General features: G+C 64.0%; 14 protein-coding genes. 6 read left to right on the plus strand and 8 right to left on the minus strand.

Going from position 1 to position 15,909, the window contains the following annotated elements:
• Window positions 1-9 precede the first annotated feature (9 nt).
• From rnr to ACIQUG_RS01310, 6 genes are all read right to left on the minus strand, one after another.
• Window positions 10-2,382, minus strand: coding sequence for a ribonuclease R (gene rnr, locus ACIQUG_RS01285; protein ID WP_402316632.1), 2,373 nt, complete (start codon window positions 2,380-2,382; stop codon window positions 10-12).
• A gap of 2 nt (window positions 2,383-2,384) precedes the next feature.
• Window positions 2,385-5,051 carry a type I DNA topoisomerase gene (gene topA / locus ACIQUG_RS01290; RefSeq protein WP_402316635.1) on the minus strand — a complete coding sequence of 889 codons (2,667 nt, stop codon included), beginning with the start codon at window positions 5,049-5,051 and terminating at the stop codon, window positions 2,385-2,387.
• 208 nt (window positions 5,052-5,259) lie between these two features.
• Entirely contained in the window at window positions 5,260-6,402 is a 1,143-nt protein-coding gene (gene dprA / locus ACIQUG_RS01295) for a DNA-processing protein DprA (protein WP_402316638.1), read from the minus strand.
• Window positions 6,402-7,013: a glycerol-3-phosphate 1-O-acyltransferase PlsY gene (plsY, locus tag ACIQUG_RS01300; RefSeq protein WP_043614105.1), complete on the minus strand. Its 612-nt coding sequence runs from the start codon at window positions 7,011-7,013 to the stop codon at window positions 6,402-6,404. Before plsY ends, dprA begins: the two co-directional genes overlap by 1 nt.
• Window positions 7,014-7,043: 30 nt before the next feature.
• Window positions 7,044-8,336 carry a dihydroorotase gene (locus ACIQUG_RS01305; RefSeq protein ID WP_043614106.1) on the minus strand — a complete coding sequence of 431 codons (1,293 nt, stop codon included), beginning with the start codon at window positions 8,334-8,336 and terminating at the stop codon, window positions 7,044-7,046.
• Window positions 8,333-9,274: an aspartate carbamoyltransferase catalytic subunit gene (locus ACIQUG_RS01310; RefSeq protein WP_043614107.1), complete on the minus strand. Its 942-nt coding sequence runs from the start codon at window positions 9,272-9,274 to the stop codon at window positions 8,333-8,335. Before ACIQUG_RS01310 ends, ACIQUG_RS01305 begins: the two co-directional genes overlap by 4 nt.
• Window positions 9,275-9,431: 157 nt before the next feature.
• Here ACIQUG_RS01310 and ACIQUG_RS01315 point away from each other — a divergent pair, with 157 nt between their 5' ends.
• Window positions 9,432-11,084, plus strand: coding sequence for an acyl-CoA dehydrogenase family protein (locus ACIQUG_RS01315; protein ID WP_402316644.1), 1,653 nt, complete (start codon window positions 9,432-9,434; stop codon window positions 11,082-11,084).
• 23 nt (window positions 11,085-11,107) lie between these two features.
• On the opposite strand, the gene ACIQUG_RS01320 is transcribed toward ACIQUG_RS01315, so the two are convergent.
• Entirely contained in the window at window positions 11,108-12,043 is a 936-nt protein-coding gene (locus tag ACIQUG_RS01320; protein ID WP_402316647.1) for an AEC family transporter, read from the minus strand.
• Window positions 12,044-12,274: 231 nt separating this feature from the next.
• On the opposite strand from ACIQUG_RS01320, the gene ACIQUG_RS01325 reads away from it, so the two are divergent.
• Both ACIQUG_RS01325 and ACIQUG_RS01330 read left to right on the plus strand, forming a co-directional pair.
• Window positions 12,275-12,415, plus strand: coding sequence for a hypothetical protein (locus ACIQUG_RS01325; protein WP_089045732.1), 141 nt, complete (start codon window positions 12,275-12,277; stop codon window positions 12,413-12,415).
• A complete protein-coding gene (locus tag ACIQUG_RS01330; RefSeq protein WP_043614112.1) occupies window positions 12,412-12,753 on the plus strand; it encodes a DUF6105 family protein in 342 nt (113 codons plus the stop codon). The genes ACIQUG_RS01325 and ACIQUG_RS01330 overlap by 4 nt, the downstream gene beginning before the upstream one ends.
• Here ACIQUG_RS01330 and ruvX read toward each other — a convergent pair.
• Complete coding sequence (gene ruvX / locus ACIQUG_RS01335) at window positions 12,699-13,184, minus strand: Holliday junction resolvase RuvX (RefSeq protein ID WP_402316651.1); 486 nt, start codon at window positions 13,182-13,184, stop codon at window positions 12,699-12,701. The two genes, ACIQUG_RS01330 and ruvX, sit on opposite strands and share 55 nt — an antisense overlap.
• 81 nt (window positions 13,185-13,265) lie before the next feature.
• Between ruvX and ACIQUG_RS01340 the strand changes: the two genes are divergently transcribed.
• From ACIQUG_RS01340 to gatA, 3 genes are all read left to right on the plus strand, one after another.
• Window positions 13,266-13,970 carry a metal-dependent hydrolase gene (locus ACIQUG_RS01340; protein WP_043614116.1) on the plus strand — a complete coding sequence of 235 codons (705 nt, stop codon included), beginning with the start codon at window positions 13,266-13,268 and terminating at the stop codon, window positions 13,968-13,970.
• A 109-nt stretch (window positions 13,971-14,079) separates the two neighbouring features.
• Complete coding sequence (gene gatC / locus ACIQUG_RS01345; RefSeq protein ID WP_043614118.1) at window positions 14,080-14,367, plus strand: Asp-tRNA(Asn)/Glu-tRNA(Gln) amidotransferase subunit GatC; 288 nt, start codon at window positions 14,080-14,082, stop codon at window positions 14,365-14,367.
• Between the two features lie 50 nt (window positions 14,368-14,417).
• Complete coding sequence (gatA, locus tag ACIQUG_RS01350; RefSeq protein ID WP_402316655.1) at window positions 14,418-15,899, plus strand: Asp-tRNA(Asn)/Glu-tRNA(Gln) amidotransferase subunit GatA; 1,482 nt, start codon at window positions 14,418-14,420, stop codon at window positions 15,897-15,899.
• The last annotated feature ends 10 nt before the right edge of the window (window positions 15,900-15,909 follow it).

Here is a 15,909-nt window from a genome sequence, read left to right on the forward strand (position 1 = left end):
TCGGGGACCCTATCGCCGGCCGCGCGGCGGCCGTGTTCCCGGCTTCTTCCGGGCGCCGGTGCGATCCCTGCGACCGGACTTGTGGAAGGAGCGCGTTGCCGTCGGCATCTTGCGTCCTTCGCTCTGCATCTCGAAGCGAAGCGCACCGGCAAGCGGCACGGCCTCGACGAGCTTGACGCGTACGGGATCGCCGAGGCGATAGCCGAGCCCGGTCTTCTCGCCGGACAGCGCCTGATGTGCCTCATCATAGATGAAGTAGTCGCGTCCGAGTGTTGATATCGGAACGAAGCCGTCGGCGCCATAGGCGGGCAGGGTGACAAAGAGTCCCGCCTTGGTGACACCGGAGACGCGGCCATCGAATTCTTCGCCGACGCGACCGTTGAGATGGTGCGCGATCAGCCGATCGACCGTGTCGCGCTCGGCCGCCATGGCGCGGCGCTCGAAGGTCGAGATCTCGGCGGCGATGTCGTCGAGTACGGCTTCCTCCTGCGGCGTCAGCCCGCCTTCGCCCAGACCGAGCGAGGCAACCAGCGCCCGGTGCACGATGAGGTCGGCATAACGTCGGATCGGCGAGGTGAAGTGCGCGTACTTCAAAAGGTTGAGGCCGAAGTGCCCGATGTTCTCCGGGCTGTAGATCGCCTGGCTCTGCGAGCGCAGCACCATCTCGTTGACCATCGTCTCGAAGGGCTTGCCTTCGGCCTTGGCGAGAATGCCGTTGAAGTGGTTCGAACGCATGTTGCCGCCCTTGACGAGCGAGATGTCGAGCGTCGCGAGGAATTCGCGCAGGCTTTCCTGCTTGGCAAGCGACGGCTGGTCGTGCACGCGGTAGATGAGTGCCTGCCGCTTCTGCTCCAGCGTCTCGGCGGCAGCGACGTTTGCCTGGATCATCATCTCCTCGATCAGCTTGTGCGCGTCGAGGCGTTCGGGAACGTGGACACGATCGACCGTGCCGTCGGGCTTCAGGATGATCTTGCGCTCGGGCATGTTGAGCTCGAGCGGCTGACGCCGGTCGCGCCCGCGGGTGAGGATGCGATAGCCTTCCCAGAGCGGCTTCAGGATCGTCTCGAGGATCGGTCCGGTCTTGTCATCCGGATTGCCGTCGATCGCCGTCTGCGCCTGCTGGTAGGAGAGTTTTGCCGCACTCTTCATCATGATGCGATGGAAGGTATGGCCGGCCTTGCGGCCCTCCTTGGAGAAGCGCATGCGCACGGCAAGCGCCGGGCGGTCGACGCCTTCCTTGAGCGAGCAGAGATCGTTGGAGATGCGTTCCGGCAGCATCGGCACGACCCGATCGGGGAAGTAGACCGAGTTGCCGCGCTTCAGCGCTTCCAGGTCGAGCGCGGACTTCGGGCGCACGTAGTAGGAGACGTCGGCAATCGCCACGGTGACGATGACGCCGCCGGGATTGTCTTCGGACGGATCCGGCTCCGCATACACGGCGTCGTCATGGTCCTTGGCGTCGGCCGGGTCGATGGTGATCAGCGGCAGCGAGCGCCAGTCCTCGCGGTGCGCCATTGTGGCTGGACCGGCGGCGTTCGCCTCCTCGATCACCCGCTCCGGGAAGACGTGGGGGATGCCATGGGCGTGGATGGCGATCATCGAGATCGCCTTTTCCGAGGCAACCGAACCGATGACGGTCTGCACCTGCGCGCGCGGCAGGCCGTAGCGGCCGAGCCGCGACAGCTGCACCTCGACCAGGTCACCGTCCTGAGCGTTGCCGGTGAACTCCGGATCAACCAGGATTTCCTCGCCGCGCTTTTCGATCGGCATCAGCCGTCCGCCGCCGCCAGGCGTCGAGCGGAAGACACCGAGCACGGCATCCTTGCGCTTGTCCAGCACCTTGATGATGCGCGCCGTATAGGCCGGGCCGCCCCGTTCCTTGGCCGGGAAGATCTTGGCGAGCACCCGGTCGCCGAGACCGCCGACCGGAGCCTTGCCCTTACCCTTGGCGACGGCCGACTGCTTGATCAGCACCGCAGGCGCGACGCCGTCGTCGTCTAGCCATTCGGCCGGACGGCCGATCAGCTCGCCGTCGACATCGCGGATGGTGATGTCGAGCACGGTCACGGGGGGCAGGGCGCCCGGACGCACCAGCGACTTGCGCTTCTTTTCGACCAGACCTTCGACTTCCAGCGACTTCAGCAGGGCTTTCAGTTCGACGCGGGTCTCGCCCTTCAGCCCGAAGGCCTTGGCAATCTCGCGCTTGGAGGCGCGGTCCGGGTTTTCGGCGATGAAGCGCATCAGCACGTCACGCGGCGGGACCGCGCCGTGGATAATCGGTTCGCTTGGCTGGGCCGATCCGCCCTTTGCCGCGCGAGCTGGCTTCTTGCCCTGGCTTCTCTTGCCGGACTGTTCGGTCGGGTCGCGCGGTATTCTGGTCAAGATCAGTCCTTCTTGGCCTTGGCGGCCGTCTTTGTTTTGCTCTTGGCGGGCGCCTTGGCCTTAGCCTTGGTCGCCTTGGCGCCGTCCTCGGACTTCGCCGCTGCCTTGGTCGTCTTGGCCTTGGTTGCCTTGCCCTTGGTCGTTCCGCCCTTGGCGGCACGCTCCGAGATCAGCACAAGTGCCTCCTCGACCGTCACCGACTGCGGATCCTTGCCCTTCGGCAGGGTGGCGTTGACCTTGCCCCAGTTGACATAGGGGCCGTAGCGGCCGTCGCGAACGGTGATCGGACCACCGTCGGGATGGTCACCAAGTTCCTTGAGCGATGCGGCGGCGGTACGGCCACGGCCGGCACCGGCCTTCGACTGCTTGTCGGCGAGAACCGAGACGGCGCGATTGAGGCCGATCGAGAAGACGTCCTCGATCGATTCAAGGTTGGCGTAGGTGCCGTCGTGCAGCACGAACGGTCCGTAGCGGCCAAGGCCGGTCGAGATCATCTTGCCGCTTTCCGGATGGGCACCGATATCGCGCGGCAGCGACAGCAGAGCGACCGCCTTTTCGTGGTCGATCGTCGACGGCGTCCAGCCCTTCGGCAGGCTTGAGCGCTTGGCTTCCTTGCCGTCACCACGCTGGACATAGGGGCCGAACCGGCCGCTCCGGAGCGTGATTTCCTCGCCGGTATGCGGGTCTTTGCCGAGCGCCTGCGGCTCGTTCGAAACCGCGGCCTCCTCGCCGTTGCTTTCGGAGGAAAGCTGGCGGGTGAAGTTGCACTCCGGATAGTTCGAGCAGCCGACGAAGGCGCCGTACTTGCCGAGCTTCAGCGACAGCTTGCCGGTGCCGCAGACCTGGCAGATGCGCGGATCGCCGCCGTCCTCGCGCTTCGGGAAGACCAGCGGCGCCAGTTCCTCGTTCAGCGCATCGAGCACGTTGGTGACGCGCAATTCCTTGGTTTCCTCGATCTGGGCGAAGAAGTCCTTCCAGAAGTCGCGTAGTACGTCTTTCCAGTTGACCTCGCCGGCCGAGACCTGGTCGAGCTTTTCTTCGAGCGATGCCGTGAAGTCGTAGCCGACGTAACGGGTGAAGAAGCTTTCGAGGAACGCCGTCACCAGCCGGCCCTTGGCCTGGGGGATGAGCTTGCGCTTGTCGTTGGTGATGTAGTCGCGGTCGAGCAGGGTGGTGACCGTCGCGGCATAGGTGGACGGACGGCCGATGCCGAGCTCTTCCATCTTCTTGATCAGGCTTGCTTCGGAATAGCGCGGCGGCGGCTCGGTGAAGTGCTGCGAGGCGTTGATCTTCTGCTTGGCGAGGTTCTCCCGCGCATTGATCTCCGGCAGGCGGCCGTCGTCTTCGCTGTCGTCCGTCTGCTCGCCGTCTTCCTTGGCATCCGTATAGGCGGCGATGAAGCCGTCGAAGCGGATGACGGAACCCGTGGCGCGCAGGCCGGCCTTCTGGCCACCGTTGTCGGCGGTGATTTCAGCCGTCGTGCGCTCGATCTCGGCCGATGCCATCTGGCTGGCGATGCCGCGCTTCCAGACGAGGTCGTAGAGCCTGAGCATGTCACCATCGAGGAAACGGCGGACCTCATCCGGCGTGCGGTTGAAATCGGTCGGGCGGATGGCTTCGTGCGCTTCCTGGGCGTTCTTCGCCTTGGTGGAGTAGAAGCGCGGCTTTTCCGGCAGGTAGCGTTCGCCGAACTGGCTGGCGATCGCCTTGCGCGACGCTTCCACCGCTTCCGGCGCCATCTGTACACCGTCGGTACGCATATAGGTGATCAGACCGACGGTCTCGCCGCCGATGTCGACGCCTTCGTAGAGCTTCTGCGCGACCTGCATGGTGCGTGAGGCCGAGAAGCCGAGCTTGGAGGAGGCGGCCTGCTGCAGCGTCGAGGTGGTGAACGGCGGCGACGGATTGCGCTTGACCGGCTTTGCTTCGATGCTGTCGACCACGTAAGCCGCGCCATCGAGCAGGGTCTTCAGGCGGTTGGCTTCCTCGCCGTTGCCGACGGCCCTTGGGGCAAGACGCTTGCCGTCGGCCGAAACAAGGCGAGCCTCGAACTCGTCGCCGCGTGGCGTCTTCAAGAGCGCCGAGATGTTCCAGTATTCTTCGGAGATGAAGCGCTCGATCTCGGATTCGCGGTCGCAGACGAGGCGCAGCGTTACCGACTGCACGCGGCCGGCCGAGCGGGCGCCCGGCAGCTTGCGCCAGAGCACCGGCGACAGGTTGAAGCCGACGAGGTAGTCGAGCGCGCGGCGCGCCAGATAGGCGTCGACCAGCGAAATGTCGATGTCACGCGGATGGGCGATTGCCTCGAGAACCGCCTTCTTGGTGATAGCGTTGAAGGCGACGCGCTTGACCGGCTTGTCGCCGAGCACCTTCTTTTTCTTCAGAAGATCGAGCACGTGCCAGGAAATCGCTTCACCCTCGCGATCCGGGTCGGTTGCCAGAATAAGGCCGTCGGAGGATTTCACCGCGTCGGCGATGTCCTTCATCCGTTTCGCCGAGGCAGCGTCGACTTCCCAGGACATGTCGAAGTCTTCGTCCGGGCGCACCGAACCGTCCTTAGCCGGCAGGTCGCGCACATGGCCGAACGAAGCCAGCACCTTGTAGCCGGGCCCGAGGTACTTGTTGATCGTCTTTGCCTTGGAAGGCGACTCCACCACTACAACATTCATCGTCATTTTCTGAGACAACCGGTCCTGGTTCGGGCGTCAGCGCCGTTTGCGCCGTGCTTCGCCTTGTATTGACGCCCCGAAATGGACAGGGATTCGTGCGGGGTCAAGAGGGCTCACCCAAAATAACGATGAGAGCAGACTATGCAACTCATGCAGGATTGGGTCGTTTCCGCCCTTGGAAAAGGTTGGTGCGCCGTCCGGCCAGTCCTCATTCCGTTGCTGCCACGGACACCAAACCGCCGGGATGGCGATGGAGGCGGCCGGCAAGATCGAGCTCCAGCAACAGCAGATAGACCTGCGTCGGTGAAAGCCCTGTGTGGCGGACGATGTCGTCGATTTCGACCGGCGTCGGACCGAGTGCGGTGCTGACCGCGGCGCGGTCGCTGTCGCTCGCATTGGCGGGAACGCCGGTTTGGCCATCCGGTTCCCGCGCGCCCGGCAGGGGCAGCTCCAGCTGGCTGAGCGGCGCCAACGCCTCGATCACGTCTTCCGGCCCGGTTGTGACGATCGCACCCTGTTTGAGGAGATCGTTGGTGCCGTGACAGCGCGGATCGAGCGGCGAACCGGGGACCGCGAAGACGAGCCGGCCAAAATCGGCTGCGTATCGCGCGGTGATGAGCGAGCCCGAGCGGTGGGCCGCCTCGACGATCGCAACGCCGAGGCTGATGCCGGCGATCAGCCGGTTGCGGCGCGGAAAGTCGCGAGCCCGGGGCTCCCAGCCAAACGGCATCTCGCTGATCGCAAGGCCTCGGCCGCTCGTTATGTCTTCGAGCAGGCCGATGTTTTCAGGCGGGTAGGGCTTGTCGAGCCCGCCGGCGAGCGCGGCGATGGTGCCGGTGTCGAGGCTGGCGCGATGGGCGGCCGTGTCGATGCCGCGCGCAAGGCCCGAGGTCACGACATAACGGGCGCGACCGGCGTCGCGCGCGATCATCGCCGCAAACTTCGCGCCGCTGACCGAAGCGTTGCGTGAACCGACGATGCCAAGCGACGGGCGGGCAGCCGCGCTGAGATCGCCTTTCATCGCAAGGAGAGGAGGAGCGCCGTCGATCTGCCGGAGCGCCGAGGGATAGGCCGCTTCGCCGATGCCGACGAAGATGGCGCCGTGGCGTCGTGACGCCTCCAGCTCCCGTTCGGCTTCGGCGATGGATGCCACGCGATAGCTGTGTTTGGTGCCGCCGCGCCGCGACAGTTCCGGCAGGGCATCGAGTGCGTTTTCGGCGGTGCCGAAATGGTTGATCAGGTCGCGGAAGGCGATGGGGCCGACATTGTCGCTACGGATCAGACGGAGCCAGGATATTTTCTGTCGTTCGGTCAGCGCCACTCCGGTTCGTCCTGCGCTGGCCTCAGACATTATCCCTTGTCTCCGATCTTGCTTTCCGTGCCGGCAAGCAGCCGCTGAATGTTGGCGCGGTGCTTTACCCAGGTGATGACCGTCATGGCGGCAAAGAGCAGGGCGACTTTCTCGTTGCCTACCGCGTAAAGTAGAACCGGGATGATAGCCGTTGCAACCAGGGCGGACAATGAGGAGTAGCGGCTGATTTTCGCCATGCCAAGCCAGATGACCGCAAAGGCGAGCACCATCAGAGGGGCAAGGCCGAGCAGCACGCCGATATAGGTCGCGACGCCCTTGCCGCCCTTGAAGCCAAGCCACACAGGGTAGAGATGGCCGATGAAGGCGGCAAAGCCGGCGGCAATTCCGGCCTCTATGCCCCAGTAGGATGCGATGAAGGCTGCGGCCGAGCCTTTCAGGGCATCGAGCAACAGCGTCGCGGCAGCAAGCTTCTTGTTGCCGGTTCGCAGCACATTGGTCGCGCCGATATTGCCGGAGCCGATCTTGCGCACGTCGCCGAGCCCAGCCATGCGCGTCAGGATCAATCCGAACGGGATCGAGCCGAGCAGATAGCCAAAGGCAAGGCTTAGAAGCGTAGAGGGCAGCCCAAGCTGCCAGGACAATAGTTCCACCGGTTCCCCTCCCGCGCGATCGCTTTCGGCTTAGGCCGAATGCACCAGCTTGCCGGCAACATAGGTTTGCACGACCCGCCCGGTAAAGCGCGCATTTTCAAACGGCGTGTTCTTGGAGCGAGAAACGATCGCCTCTTCGTAGAGCACCCAGGGCTCGTCGAGATCGAGGACGGTGATGTCCGCCTTGGCGCCGGGTTTCAGCGTACCGGCATCGAGACCGAAGATCGCCGCCGGACGCGTCGACATCGCGTCGATCAGGCGCATCAGCGGTACCTGGCCGCTGTGGTGCAGGCGAAGCGCGGCCGCGGCCAGCGTTTCCAGGCCGATCGCGCCATCGGCGGCATCGGCAAAGGGCAGACGCTTGGTATCGACGTCCTGCGGGTCGTGCGAGGAAACGATGATATCGATCGTGCCGTCGGCGAGCGCCTCGGCCATGCCGACCCGGTCGTCTTCGCTGCGCAACGGCGGCGAAAGCTTGAAGAAGGTCCGGTATTCGCCGATGTCGTTCTCATTGAGCGCGAGATTGTTGATCGACACGCCGCAGGTGACGTTGGCGCCACGCTCGCGTGCGGTACGGATTGCGGCTGCTGATTCCGGAACCGAGATCTGGGCGGCGTGATAGGCGGCACGCGTCAGCCCGGCGATGCGCAGGTCGCGCTCGAGCGGAATGATCTCCGCTTCGCGCGGGATGCCGGAAAGGCCGAGCCAGCTGGCAAGCAGGCCTTCGTGCATGACGCCGTTGGCGCCGAGATATTTGTCGCGTGTTTCGAGGGCGATGACGGCGCCGAATTCGCGCGCATAGGTCATGGCGCGGCGCAGGACCAGCGTGTCGTGGATCGAGCGGCGGCCATTGGTGAAGCAGACGGCACCCGCTTCGCGCAGCAGCCCGAACTCGGTCATTTCTTCGCCGGCGAGGCCCTTGGTCAGCGCTGCGGCTGGGTGCACGTTGACGAGCGCCTTGTCGCGCGCCGTCTTCTTCACATATTCGACGAGCGCGATGTCGTCGATGACAGGATCGGTCTCCGGCATCGCGATGAAGGTGGTGACCCCGCCGGCAGCGGCCGCACGCGACGCGGACTCGAAGGTCTCGCGGTGCTCGCTGCCCGGTTCGCCGACGAAAACGCGGGCGTCGACGAGGCCCGGGACGGCGGTGAGCCCGGCGCAGTCCTTGACGAAGGCGCCGTCGGGGGCGCCCTGGTTCTGGGCATCGGCACCGGCGGCAAGGATATGCCCGTCGTCGCCGACGATGATGGTGCCGACTTCATCGAGATTACGCGAGGGATCGACGATGCGAAGGTTTTTCAGAACGAGTGGTCTGGTCATGTGCGCGGCCCCTGATTCTGCGAGAGAAGCAGCGTTTCCATCACTGCCATGCGCACGGCAACGCCCATCTCTACCTGCTGTTCGATCACGCTCTGCGGCCCGTCGGCGATTTCCGAGGCGATCTCGACGCCGCGGTTCATCGGCCCGGGATGCATGACAAGCGCATCCTCCTTGGCCGCCTTCAGCTTTTCCGCATCGAGCCCGTAGTAGTGGAAGTATTCGCGCACGGACGGCACGAAGGACCCGGCCATGCGCTCGCGCTGCAGACGCAGCATCATGACGACATCCGCATCCTTCAGGCCCTCGGCCATCGAATGGTAGACCTCGACGCCCATGTCGGCGATGCCGGAGGGAAGCAGCGTCGCCGGTGCGACGACGCGGACGCGCGCGCCCATCTGGTTCAGGAGCAGAATGTTGGAGCGCGCCACGCGCGAGTGCAACACGTCGCCGCAGATGGCGACGATGATGCGCGAGAGCTTGCCCTTGGCACGGCGGATCGTCAGCGCGTCGAGCAGCGCCTGCGTCGGGTGCTCGTGCTGGCCGTCGCCGGCGTTGACGACGGAGCAGGAGACTTTCTGCGCGAGAAGGGCGGCGGCACCCGCCGACGAATGGCGCACGACCAGCACATCGGGGTGCATGGCGTTCAGCGTCATCGCCGTGTCGATCAGCGTTTCGCCCTTCTTTACCGAGGAGTTGCCGACCGACATGTTCATCACGTCGGCGCCAAGGCGTTTGCCGGCAAGCTCGAAGGAAGACTGCGTGCGTGTCGAGGCCTCGAAGAAGAGGTTGATCTGCGTCAGACCCCGAAGCGTCGACGTCTTCTTTTCTCTTTGACGGGAGATTTGGACGGCTTCATCGGCGCGATCGAGCAGATAGGTGATATCCTGCTCCGTAAGCCCCTTGATGCCGAGCAGGTGGCGATGCGGGAAAGTGATCATGGGCCGCCCTTGCGCTCTGGAAATGTGGTCGCTCTATAAGACCTGGTCCCCGGCACGGCAAGGCTTGCGCGGTTCCGTCCGCAGAAAACTTGCAACGGCGATCCTATCTTTTCCGCGCCCCGTTCCGTGGTCGAGAAACTTGCGCTAGAACCGGCCCATGAATCAGATGAACCGGACTGAACAGAAACTCGCCGAGCTGAACCAGCCCAAGCCCTGGTCCGGCGTCAACGCCTATCGTTCCGATCCGCTCGTGGTCGACATCACCTCGGGCATGAGCAAGACGCTGCGCGACGAGTTCGATGTGCTCGGCCGCTACGTCACCTCGCCGGAGGCGCAGGAACTGGCGCGCATGGCGAACGAAGGTCCGCCGAAGCTGAAGACCCACGGGCCGCGCGGCGAGCGTCTCGATGTCGTCGAGTTCCACCCGGCCTGGCATGCGCTGATGCGCCGCTCGATGTCCTCGGGCCTGCACGCGTCCGCCTGGGAAAATTTGGCCGACGAGCGCAACCAGTCGCATAAAGTCCGTGCGATCCGCTTCTATCTGACGGCGCAGCTCGAATGCGGCCATCTTTGCCCGCTGACGATGACCAGCGCGTCGCTGGCTGCGATCACCGCCTCGCCGGCGGTGCAGAAGGAGTGGGCGCCGAAGATCCTGTCGCGCAAATACGATTCCACCAACCGTCCGTGGATGCAGAAGTCTGCCGTCACCGTCGGCATGGGCATGACCGAGAAGCAGGGTGGCACCGACGTGCGCGCCAACACCTCGACCGCCGAACGGGTGGGCGAGGGGATCTATCGGCTGAATGGCCACAAGTGGTTCATGTCGGCGCCGATGAGCGACGCTTTCGTCATGCTGGCGCAGACCCGCGAAGGCCTTGCCTGCTTCCTGGTGCCGCGGCTCCTGGAAGACGGCAGCGCCAACGGCCTACGGTTCCAGCGGCTGAAGGACAAACTCGGCAACCGCTCCAATGCATCTTCCGAGGTCGAGTTCTCCGACACGTTCGGCTTCATCCTCGGCGCGCCGGATGCCGGCCTCCGCACGATCCTCGACATGGTAACGCTGACGCGGCTCGACTGTGCGCTCGCCTCCGCCGGCATGATGCGCGCTTCGCTTGCCGAAGCCGTGCATCATACGCGCGGCCGCAAGGTTTTCGGCAAGCCGCTCGCCAGCCAGCCGATGATGACGCGCGTGCTCGCCGACATGGCGCTCGACGTTGCCGCGGCAAGCGCCCTTTCGTTCCGCCTGGCCGAAGCCTTCGACAGGGCCCGCAGCAGCGCGGAAGACGCGGCCTACGCGCGGATCATGACGCCGGTTGCGAAATACTGGGCCTGCAAGATCGCGCCGGCACTGATCTATGAGGCGATGGAGTGCCTGGGCGGCAACGGCTATGTGGAAGAGCGTTCACTGGCGCGCCACTACCGCGAAGCGCCAGTGAACGCCATCTGGGAAGGCTCCGGCAACGTCATGGCGCTGGATGTGCTGCGGGTTCTCGCCAAGGGCAAGGACCTGTTCGAACAGCTCTTCGTCGTGCTGGCGCGCGATCTCGGCCCGTCCGGCCGCAAGACCATCGACGTGCTGCGCGCGGCCATGTCGCTCTGCGAACGCGACGAAGGTGCAGCCCGCATGCTGGTCGAACAACTGGCGCTCGCTGCCGCTGCTGCCGAGCTCTATCGTCTCGGTGCCGGTCGCATTGCCGATGCGTTCCTGGAATCACGCCTGGCCGCCGGCTGGCGCTCGACCTACGGCATGCTCGATTCGCGCTTCGATTCCGCCTACATCCTCGACCTTCTCTATCCCCCTGCGGCGTAAGCCGTCGGCCCCCCGTGACGTCGTCAGTTGCTTGCGACGTAGGCGGTGAGAAGAAGGACGAGCGGGATCGTGAAGAACGAAACCACGGTCTGAACGGTGGCAACGGCCGCATAGAGCTCGGCGTCGCCACCCATCTGTTTGGCGAGCAAATAGCCGTTCATCGCCGTCGGTACCGCCGCGCCAAGGGCGATGATGAGAAGCGTGTCGCCACGAATGCCGAGCAGATAGCTGGCGCTCACCATGAAGACCGGCATGACGATCAGCTTGAGGAAGACGGCAAGCAGCGCGACGGCGCTTGGTTTGAGCGCGTCCGACGCGCGTAACCCGGCGCCGACCATCACAAGCCCGAGACTGAGCGACGCGCTCGCCAGCATCTCGATGGTGGCCATCAGCGGGCTGTAGATCTTCAGTCCGATCAGATTGACGAAAATTCCAAGCACAGAAGAAACGATGATCGGGTTCGTCGCGATCCGCATGAAGAAGCGGCGAAAATCGCGGCTGCCGCCCGTGAACCACACGAGCACGGCAATATTGTAGAGATTGGTCGGGATGATCAGGAGCGTCATCAAGAGCGCGGTCAGTGTCAGGCCGAGTTGCCCGTAGAGTTTGTGGGCGATCGCAAGCGCCATGAAGCCGTTCCACCGTGTCGCCGTCTGGAACGTCGAGGTGAAGGACGCTGCTGAAACCTTGCGGTTTCTAAGCATGGGCCAAAGCAAGAGCACGAAAAGCGACATCAGGCTGACGCTGCCGATCGTGGCGATGGCCGTTGCGTCCGCCTGCAATCCGGTGAAGTTGGCCTCAGCCAGGGTCGAGAACAGGAGGGCGGGGAACAGGATGAAGTAGCCGAACTGTTCGAGCCCGAGCCAAAGGTTCTGGTCGACAAGCGTCGAGCGCTTGAGCCAGGCGCCGAGCAGGACCAGCAGGAAGACGGGGAGGATGCTTTCGAAGACGATAGTCATGGGGAAGGCCTGCGTGCGAGAGGCCTATCGCTACCGCAAATTTCCGCAAACCGGAATGTCTTGCCGCACGGGAAATGCGGGGAGGGCCTTATCCAGGCCCGATTGCGGATGCGCCCCTGTGAAAATTAACCTTAACAAATGGTTTACGTTGCGCAGGCCCCCGCAAGGGCGGAGATTGATCCGGCATTTTAATGGATTCCGGAGTGGAGCGGTTCGGTGAGAACTGGTCTTATGATCATCATGATGATGTTTTTTGCCGGACTGGCGCTAGATATCGCAGTTCCCGCGATGGTTCTTGTGGCCGTCGTGTTGGCAGACCGCGCGATTTACCCCGTCGTCTTTCGGCAGATCTCGGAAAGGGGAGCCGCATGAAGTGGTTTCTGATCCTTTGGGGCGGACCGGTCCTTCTGCTGACGGGCTGGTACAGTCTCTCGTACTACGACATGAGCTTCGGCTTTTTCATGCTGACGCGCCAAACCCATGATCTGGTTTTCCAGATCTACGGCAACGTCCTCGGCATTCCGCCGGAATCGATCCCGCCGCTCGTCGCGCGCGCGATCGTCGTCGATAGCCTCATCGTTTTTGCCATTATCGGCTTTCGCAAGCGCCGCCAGATCGCGGCCTGGTATCGCCGCCGCTTCGGCGCCGCGGCCCCTCAGTCCGAGAGGCCGTCTCTCGCCAGCGACGCCAGCCTGTCGAGCGCGCCCTGAAGAATGAAGGATGCGGCAGCCGAATCGATGCGTTCGGCCCGCTTGCGTCGCGACACATCCATCTCGATCAGCACCCGCTCGGCAGCGACCGTCGACAGCCTCTCATCCCAGAAGATGAAGGGCAGGGGCGTCTTCTGCTCCATGTTGCGCACGAAGGCGCGGGTCGCCTGACAGCGCGGCCCTTCGGTGCCGTCCATGTTGACCGGCAGGCCGATGACGAAGGCCGCGATCTTTTCTTTGTTCCCTGCCGAGAGCAGCGCCTCCGCGTCCACGCCGAACTTGACCCGGCGGATCACCTCGCGCGGGGTCGCAAAGCGACGGCCGAGATCGGAGACCGAGAGGCCGATCGTTTTCGTGCCGAGGTCGAGACCCGCGATCGCTTGGTTCGGCTGTAGCTGGGTTGCGAGTTCTTCGATGGTGAGAATTGCCATGGGATTGTCGATTCGATCTTTGCGCGGAGAGTTGTCTGATCCATATGCTGTTGCGACAGACAAATCATCAGGGAGATCGTCATGAAGATCAAATGGCTAGGCCATGCCGCCTTTCACATCGAAACGGCAAAGTCCAAAATTCTGATCGACCCCTTCTTCACCGGCAATCCGGCGTTCCGCGACGAGGAGCGCCGGGACGCGACCGCCGGGCTCACCCACATTCTCCTGACCCATGGTCACGGCGACCATGTCGGCGACACCATTGCGATCGCCAAGGAGACGGGCGCAACGGTTGTTGCCAATGCCGATCTTGCCGCCTGGCTCGGCCGGCATGGCGTCAAGGCGCTGGAAATGGGCAATACCGGCGGCACGATCCAACTCGGCAGTTTCTCGACGACTTTTGTCAACGCGCTGCATTCGTCGGCGCAGCTGACCGAGGACGGCGTCTCGCACTCGCTCGGCAATGCCAACGGCCTGGTGCTGCATTTCGAGGACGAGCCGACGCTCTATCACATGGGCGACACGGACATTTTTTCCGACATGGCGCTGATCAACGAGCTGCATCAGCCGGAGATCGGCATCGTGCCGATCGGTGATCGTTTCACCATGGGCGGGGCGGTTGCGGCACTCGCCTGCCAGCGCTTCTTCTCGTTCTCGACGGCGATCCCCTGCCATTACGGCTCGTTCCCGATCATCGACCAGACGCCGGAAACCTTCGTTGCCGGCATGGAAAGTGCATCGACGAAGGTGGCGACGCCACAGGTCGGCGGCGTCGTCGCCGTGTGATGTTGCGCCGGGCCTTTTGACGAGAGGCCCGGTCCTCCGGCAATTCCCCCGTTGCGTGGCTCGCCCTGCGCCATTATAGCGGGGGAAGTTCCAGTTACCGGAGACGATCATGTCCGTAGACCTTGCCACCGTGAAGCGCGTCGCGCGCCTTGCCCGTATCGCCGTCAGCGAAGAAGAAGCCGAACGGATGATGGGCGAGCTCAATGGCATCCTCGGTTTCGTCGAGCAGCTCTCCGAAGTGAATGTCGAAGGCGTCGAGCCGATGACCTCGGTCACGCCGATGGATATGAAGAAGCGGACGGACACCGTGACGGACGGCAACAAGGCCGACGACATCGTTGCCAATGCGCCGAATTCCGATCGCAATTTCTTCCTCGTTCCGAAGGTGGTCGAGTAATCTCCCGCCAGCCGCCCCGACGTTTCTGATTGCGAAAGCCAGATTTTACCATGACCGACCTTACCAGCCTGACGATTGCCGAAGCCCGCGCGAAACTCGCCGCCAAGGACATCACCGCCGTCGAACTGACCGACGCCTATCTCGGCGCGATCGATGCCGCCAATGAGGCGATCAACGCCTACATCGCCGTCACGCCCGAAAAGGCGCGCGAGATGGCCAAGGCCTCGGATGCGCGTATCGCCGCCGGCAAGGCCGGTGCGCTTGAAGGCATCCCGCTCGGCATCAAGGACCTCTTCGCTACCGAAGGCGTGCACACCCAGGCCTGCAGCCACATCCTCGACGGATTTGCGCCGCGCTACGAATCGACCGTCACCCAGAACCTGTGGAACGACGGCGCCGTCATGCTCGGCAAGCTGAACATGGACGAATTCGCCATGGGCTCGTCGAACGAAACCTCCTACTACGGCGCGGTCAAGAACCCGTGGCGTGCCAAGGGTTCGAACCTCGATCTCGTACCGGGCGGCTCCTCGGGCGGCTCTGCAGCGGCCGTCGCCGCGCATCTCTGCGCTGGTGCGACCGCTACCGATACGGGCGGCTCGATCCGCCAGCCTGCCGCCTTCACCGGCACCGTCGGCATCAAGCCGACCTATGGCCGCTGCTCGCGCTGGGGCACCGTCGCCTTCGCCTCGTCGCTCGACCAGGCAGGCCCGATCGCCCGTGACGTGCGCGATGCCGCAATCCTCCTGAAGTCGATGGCAAGCGTCGACGCGAAGGACACGACCTCGGTCGATCTGCCGGTGCCGGATTACGAAGCCGCGATCGGCCAGTCGATCAAGGGCATGAAGATCGGCATTCCGCGCGAATACCGCGTCGACGGCATGCCGGAAGAGATCGAAGCGCTCTGGCAGCAGGGCATCGCCTGGCTGAAGGAAGCCGGTGCCGAGATCGTCGACATCACTCTGCCGCATACGAAATACGCGCTGCCGGCCTACTACATCGTCGCTCCGGCCGAAGCCTCTTCGAACCTTGCCCGCTACGACGGCGTCCGCTACGGCCTGCGCGTCGACGGCAAGGACATCGTCGACATGTACGAAAAGACGCGTGCTGCCGGCTTCGGCCACGAAGTCAAGCGCCGCATTATGATCGGCACCTACGTGCTTTCGGCCGGCTACTACGATGCCTACTATCTGCAGGCGCAGAAGGTGCGCACGCTGATCAAGCGCGATTTCGAACTGGCGTTCCACGCTGGCGTCGACGCCATCCTGACGCCGGCAACGCCGTCGTCCGCCTTCGGTATTGCCGACGAGGATCTCGCATCCGATCCGGTGAAGATGTACCTCAACGACATCTTCACGGTGACGGTCAACATGGCCGGCCTCCCGGGCATCGCCGTTCCCGGTGGTCTCGACCACAAGGGCCTGCCGCTTGGCCTGCAGCTGATCGGCAAGCCGTTCGAGGAAGAGACGCTGTTCAAGACGGCGCATGTGATCGAACAGGCGGCCGGTCGCTTCACTCCCACCAAGTGGTGGTAATCTCTTGAAG

Source organism: Ensifer sp. NPDC090286, assembly GCF_044769565.1.
Lineage (GTDB): Bacteria > Pseudomonadota > Alphaproteobacteria > Rhizobiales > Rhizobiaceae > Ensifer.

Coding starts and splice junctions, on each gene's coding strand:
- gatC (WP_043614118.1), top strand. CDS start 14,080: ATGTCCGTAGACCTTGCCACCGTGAAGCGCGTCGCGCGCCTTGCCCGT.
- dprA (WP_402316638.1), bottom strand. CDS start 6,402: ATGTCTGAGGCCAGCGCAGGACGAACCGGAGTGGCGCTGACCGAACGA.
- ACIQUG_RS01310 (WP_043614107.1), bottom strand. CDS start 9,274: ATGATCACTTTCCCGCATCGCCACCTGCTCGGCATCAAGGGGCTTACG.
- ACIQUG_RS01315 (WP_402316644.1), top strand. CDS start 9,432: ATGAATCAGATGAACCGGACTGAACAGAAACTCGCCGAGCTGAACCAG.
- ruvX (WP_402316651.1), bottom strand. CDS start 13,184: ATGGCAATTCTCACCATCGAAGAACTCGCAACCCAGCTACAGCCGAAC.
- ACIQUG_RS01325 (WP_089045732.1), top strand. CDS start 12,275: ATGATCATCATGATGATGTTTTTTGCCGGACTGGCGCTAGATATCGCA.
- topA (WP_402316635.1), bottom strand. CDS start 5,051: ATGAATGTTGTAGTGGTGGAGTCGCCTTCCAAGGCAAAGACGATCAAC.
- ACIQUG_RS01330 (WP_043614112.1), top strand. CDS start 12,412: ATGAAGTGGTTTCTGATCCTTTGGGGCGGACCGGTCCTTCTGCTGACG.
- ACIQUG_RS01340 (WP_043614116.1), top strand. CDS start 13,266: ATGAAGATCAAATGGCTAGGCCATGCCGCCTTTCACATCGAAACGGCA.
- gatA (WP_402316655.1), top strand. CDS start 14,418: ATGACCGACCTTACCAGCCTGACGATTGCCGAAGCCCGCGCGAAACTC.
- ACIQUG_RS01320 (WP_402316647.1), bottom strand. CDS start 12,043: ATGACTATCGTCTTCGAAAGCATCCTCCCCGTCTTCCTGCTGGTCCTG.
- ACIQUG_RS01305 (WP_043614106.1), bottom strand. CDS start 8,336: ATGACCAGACCACTCGTTCTGAAAAACCTTCGCATCGTCGATCCCTCG.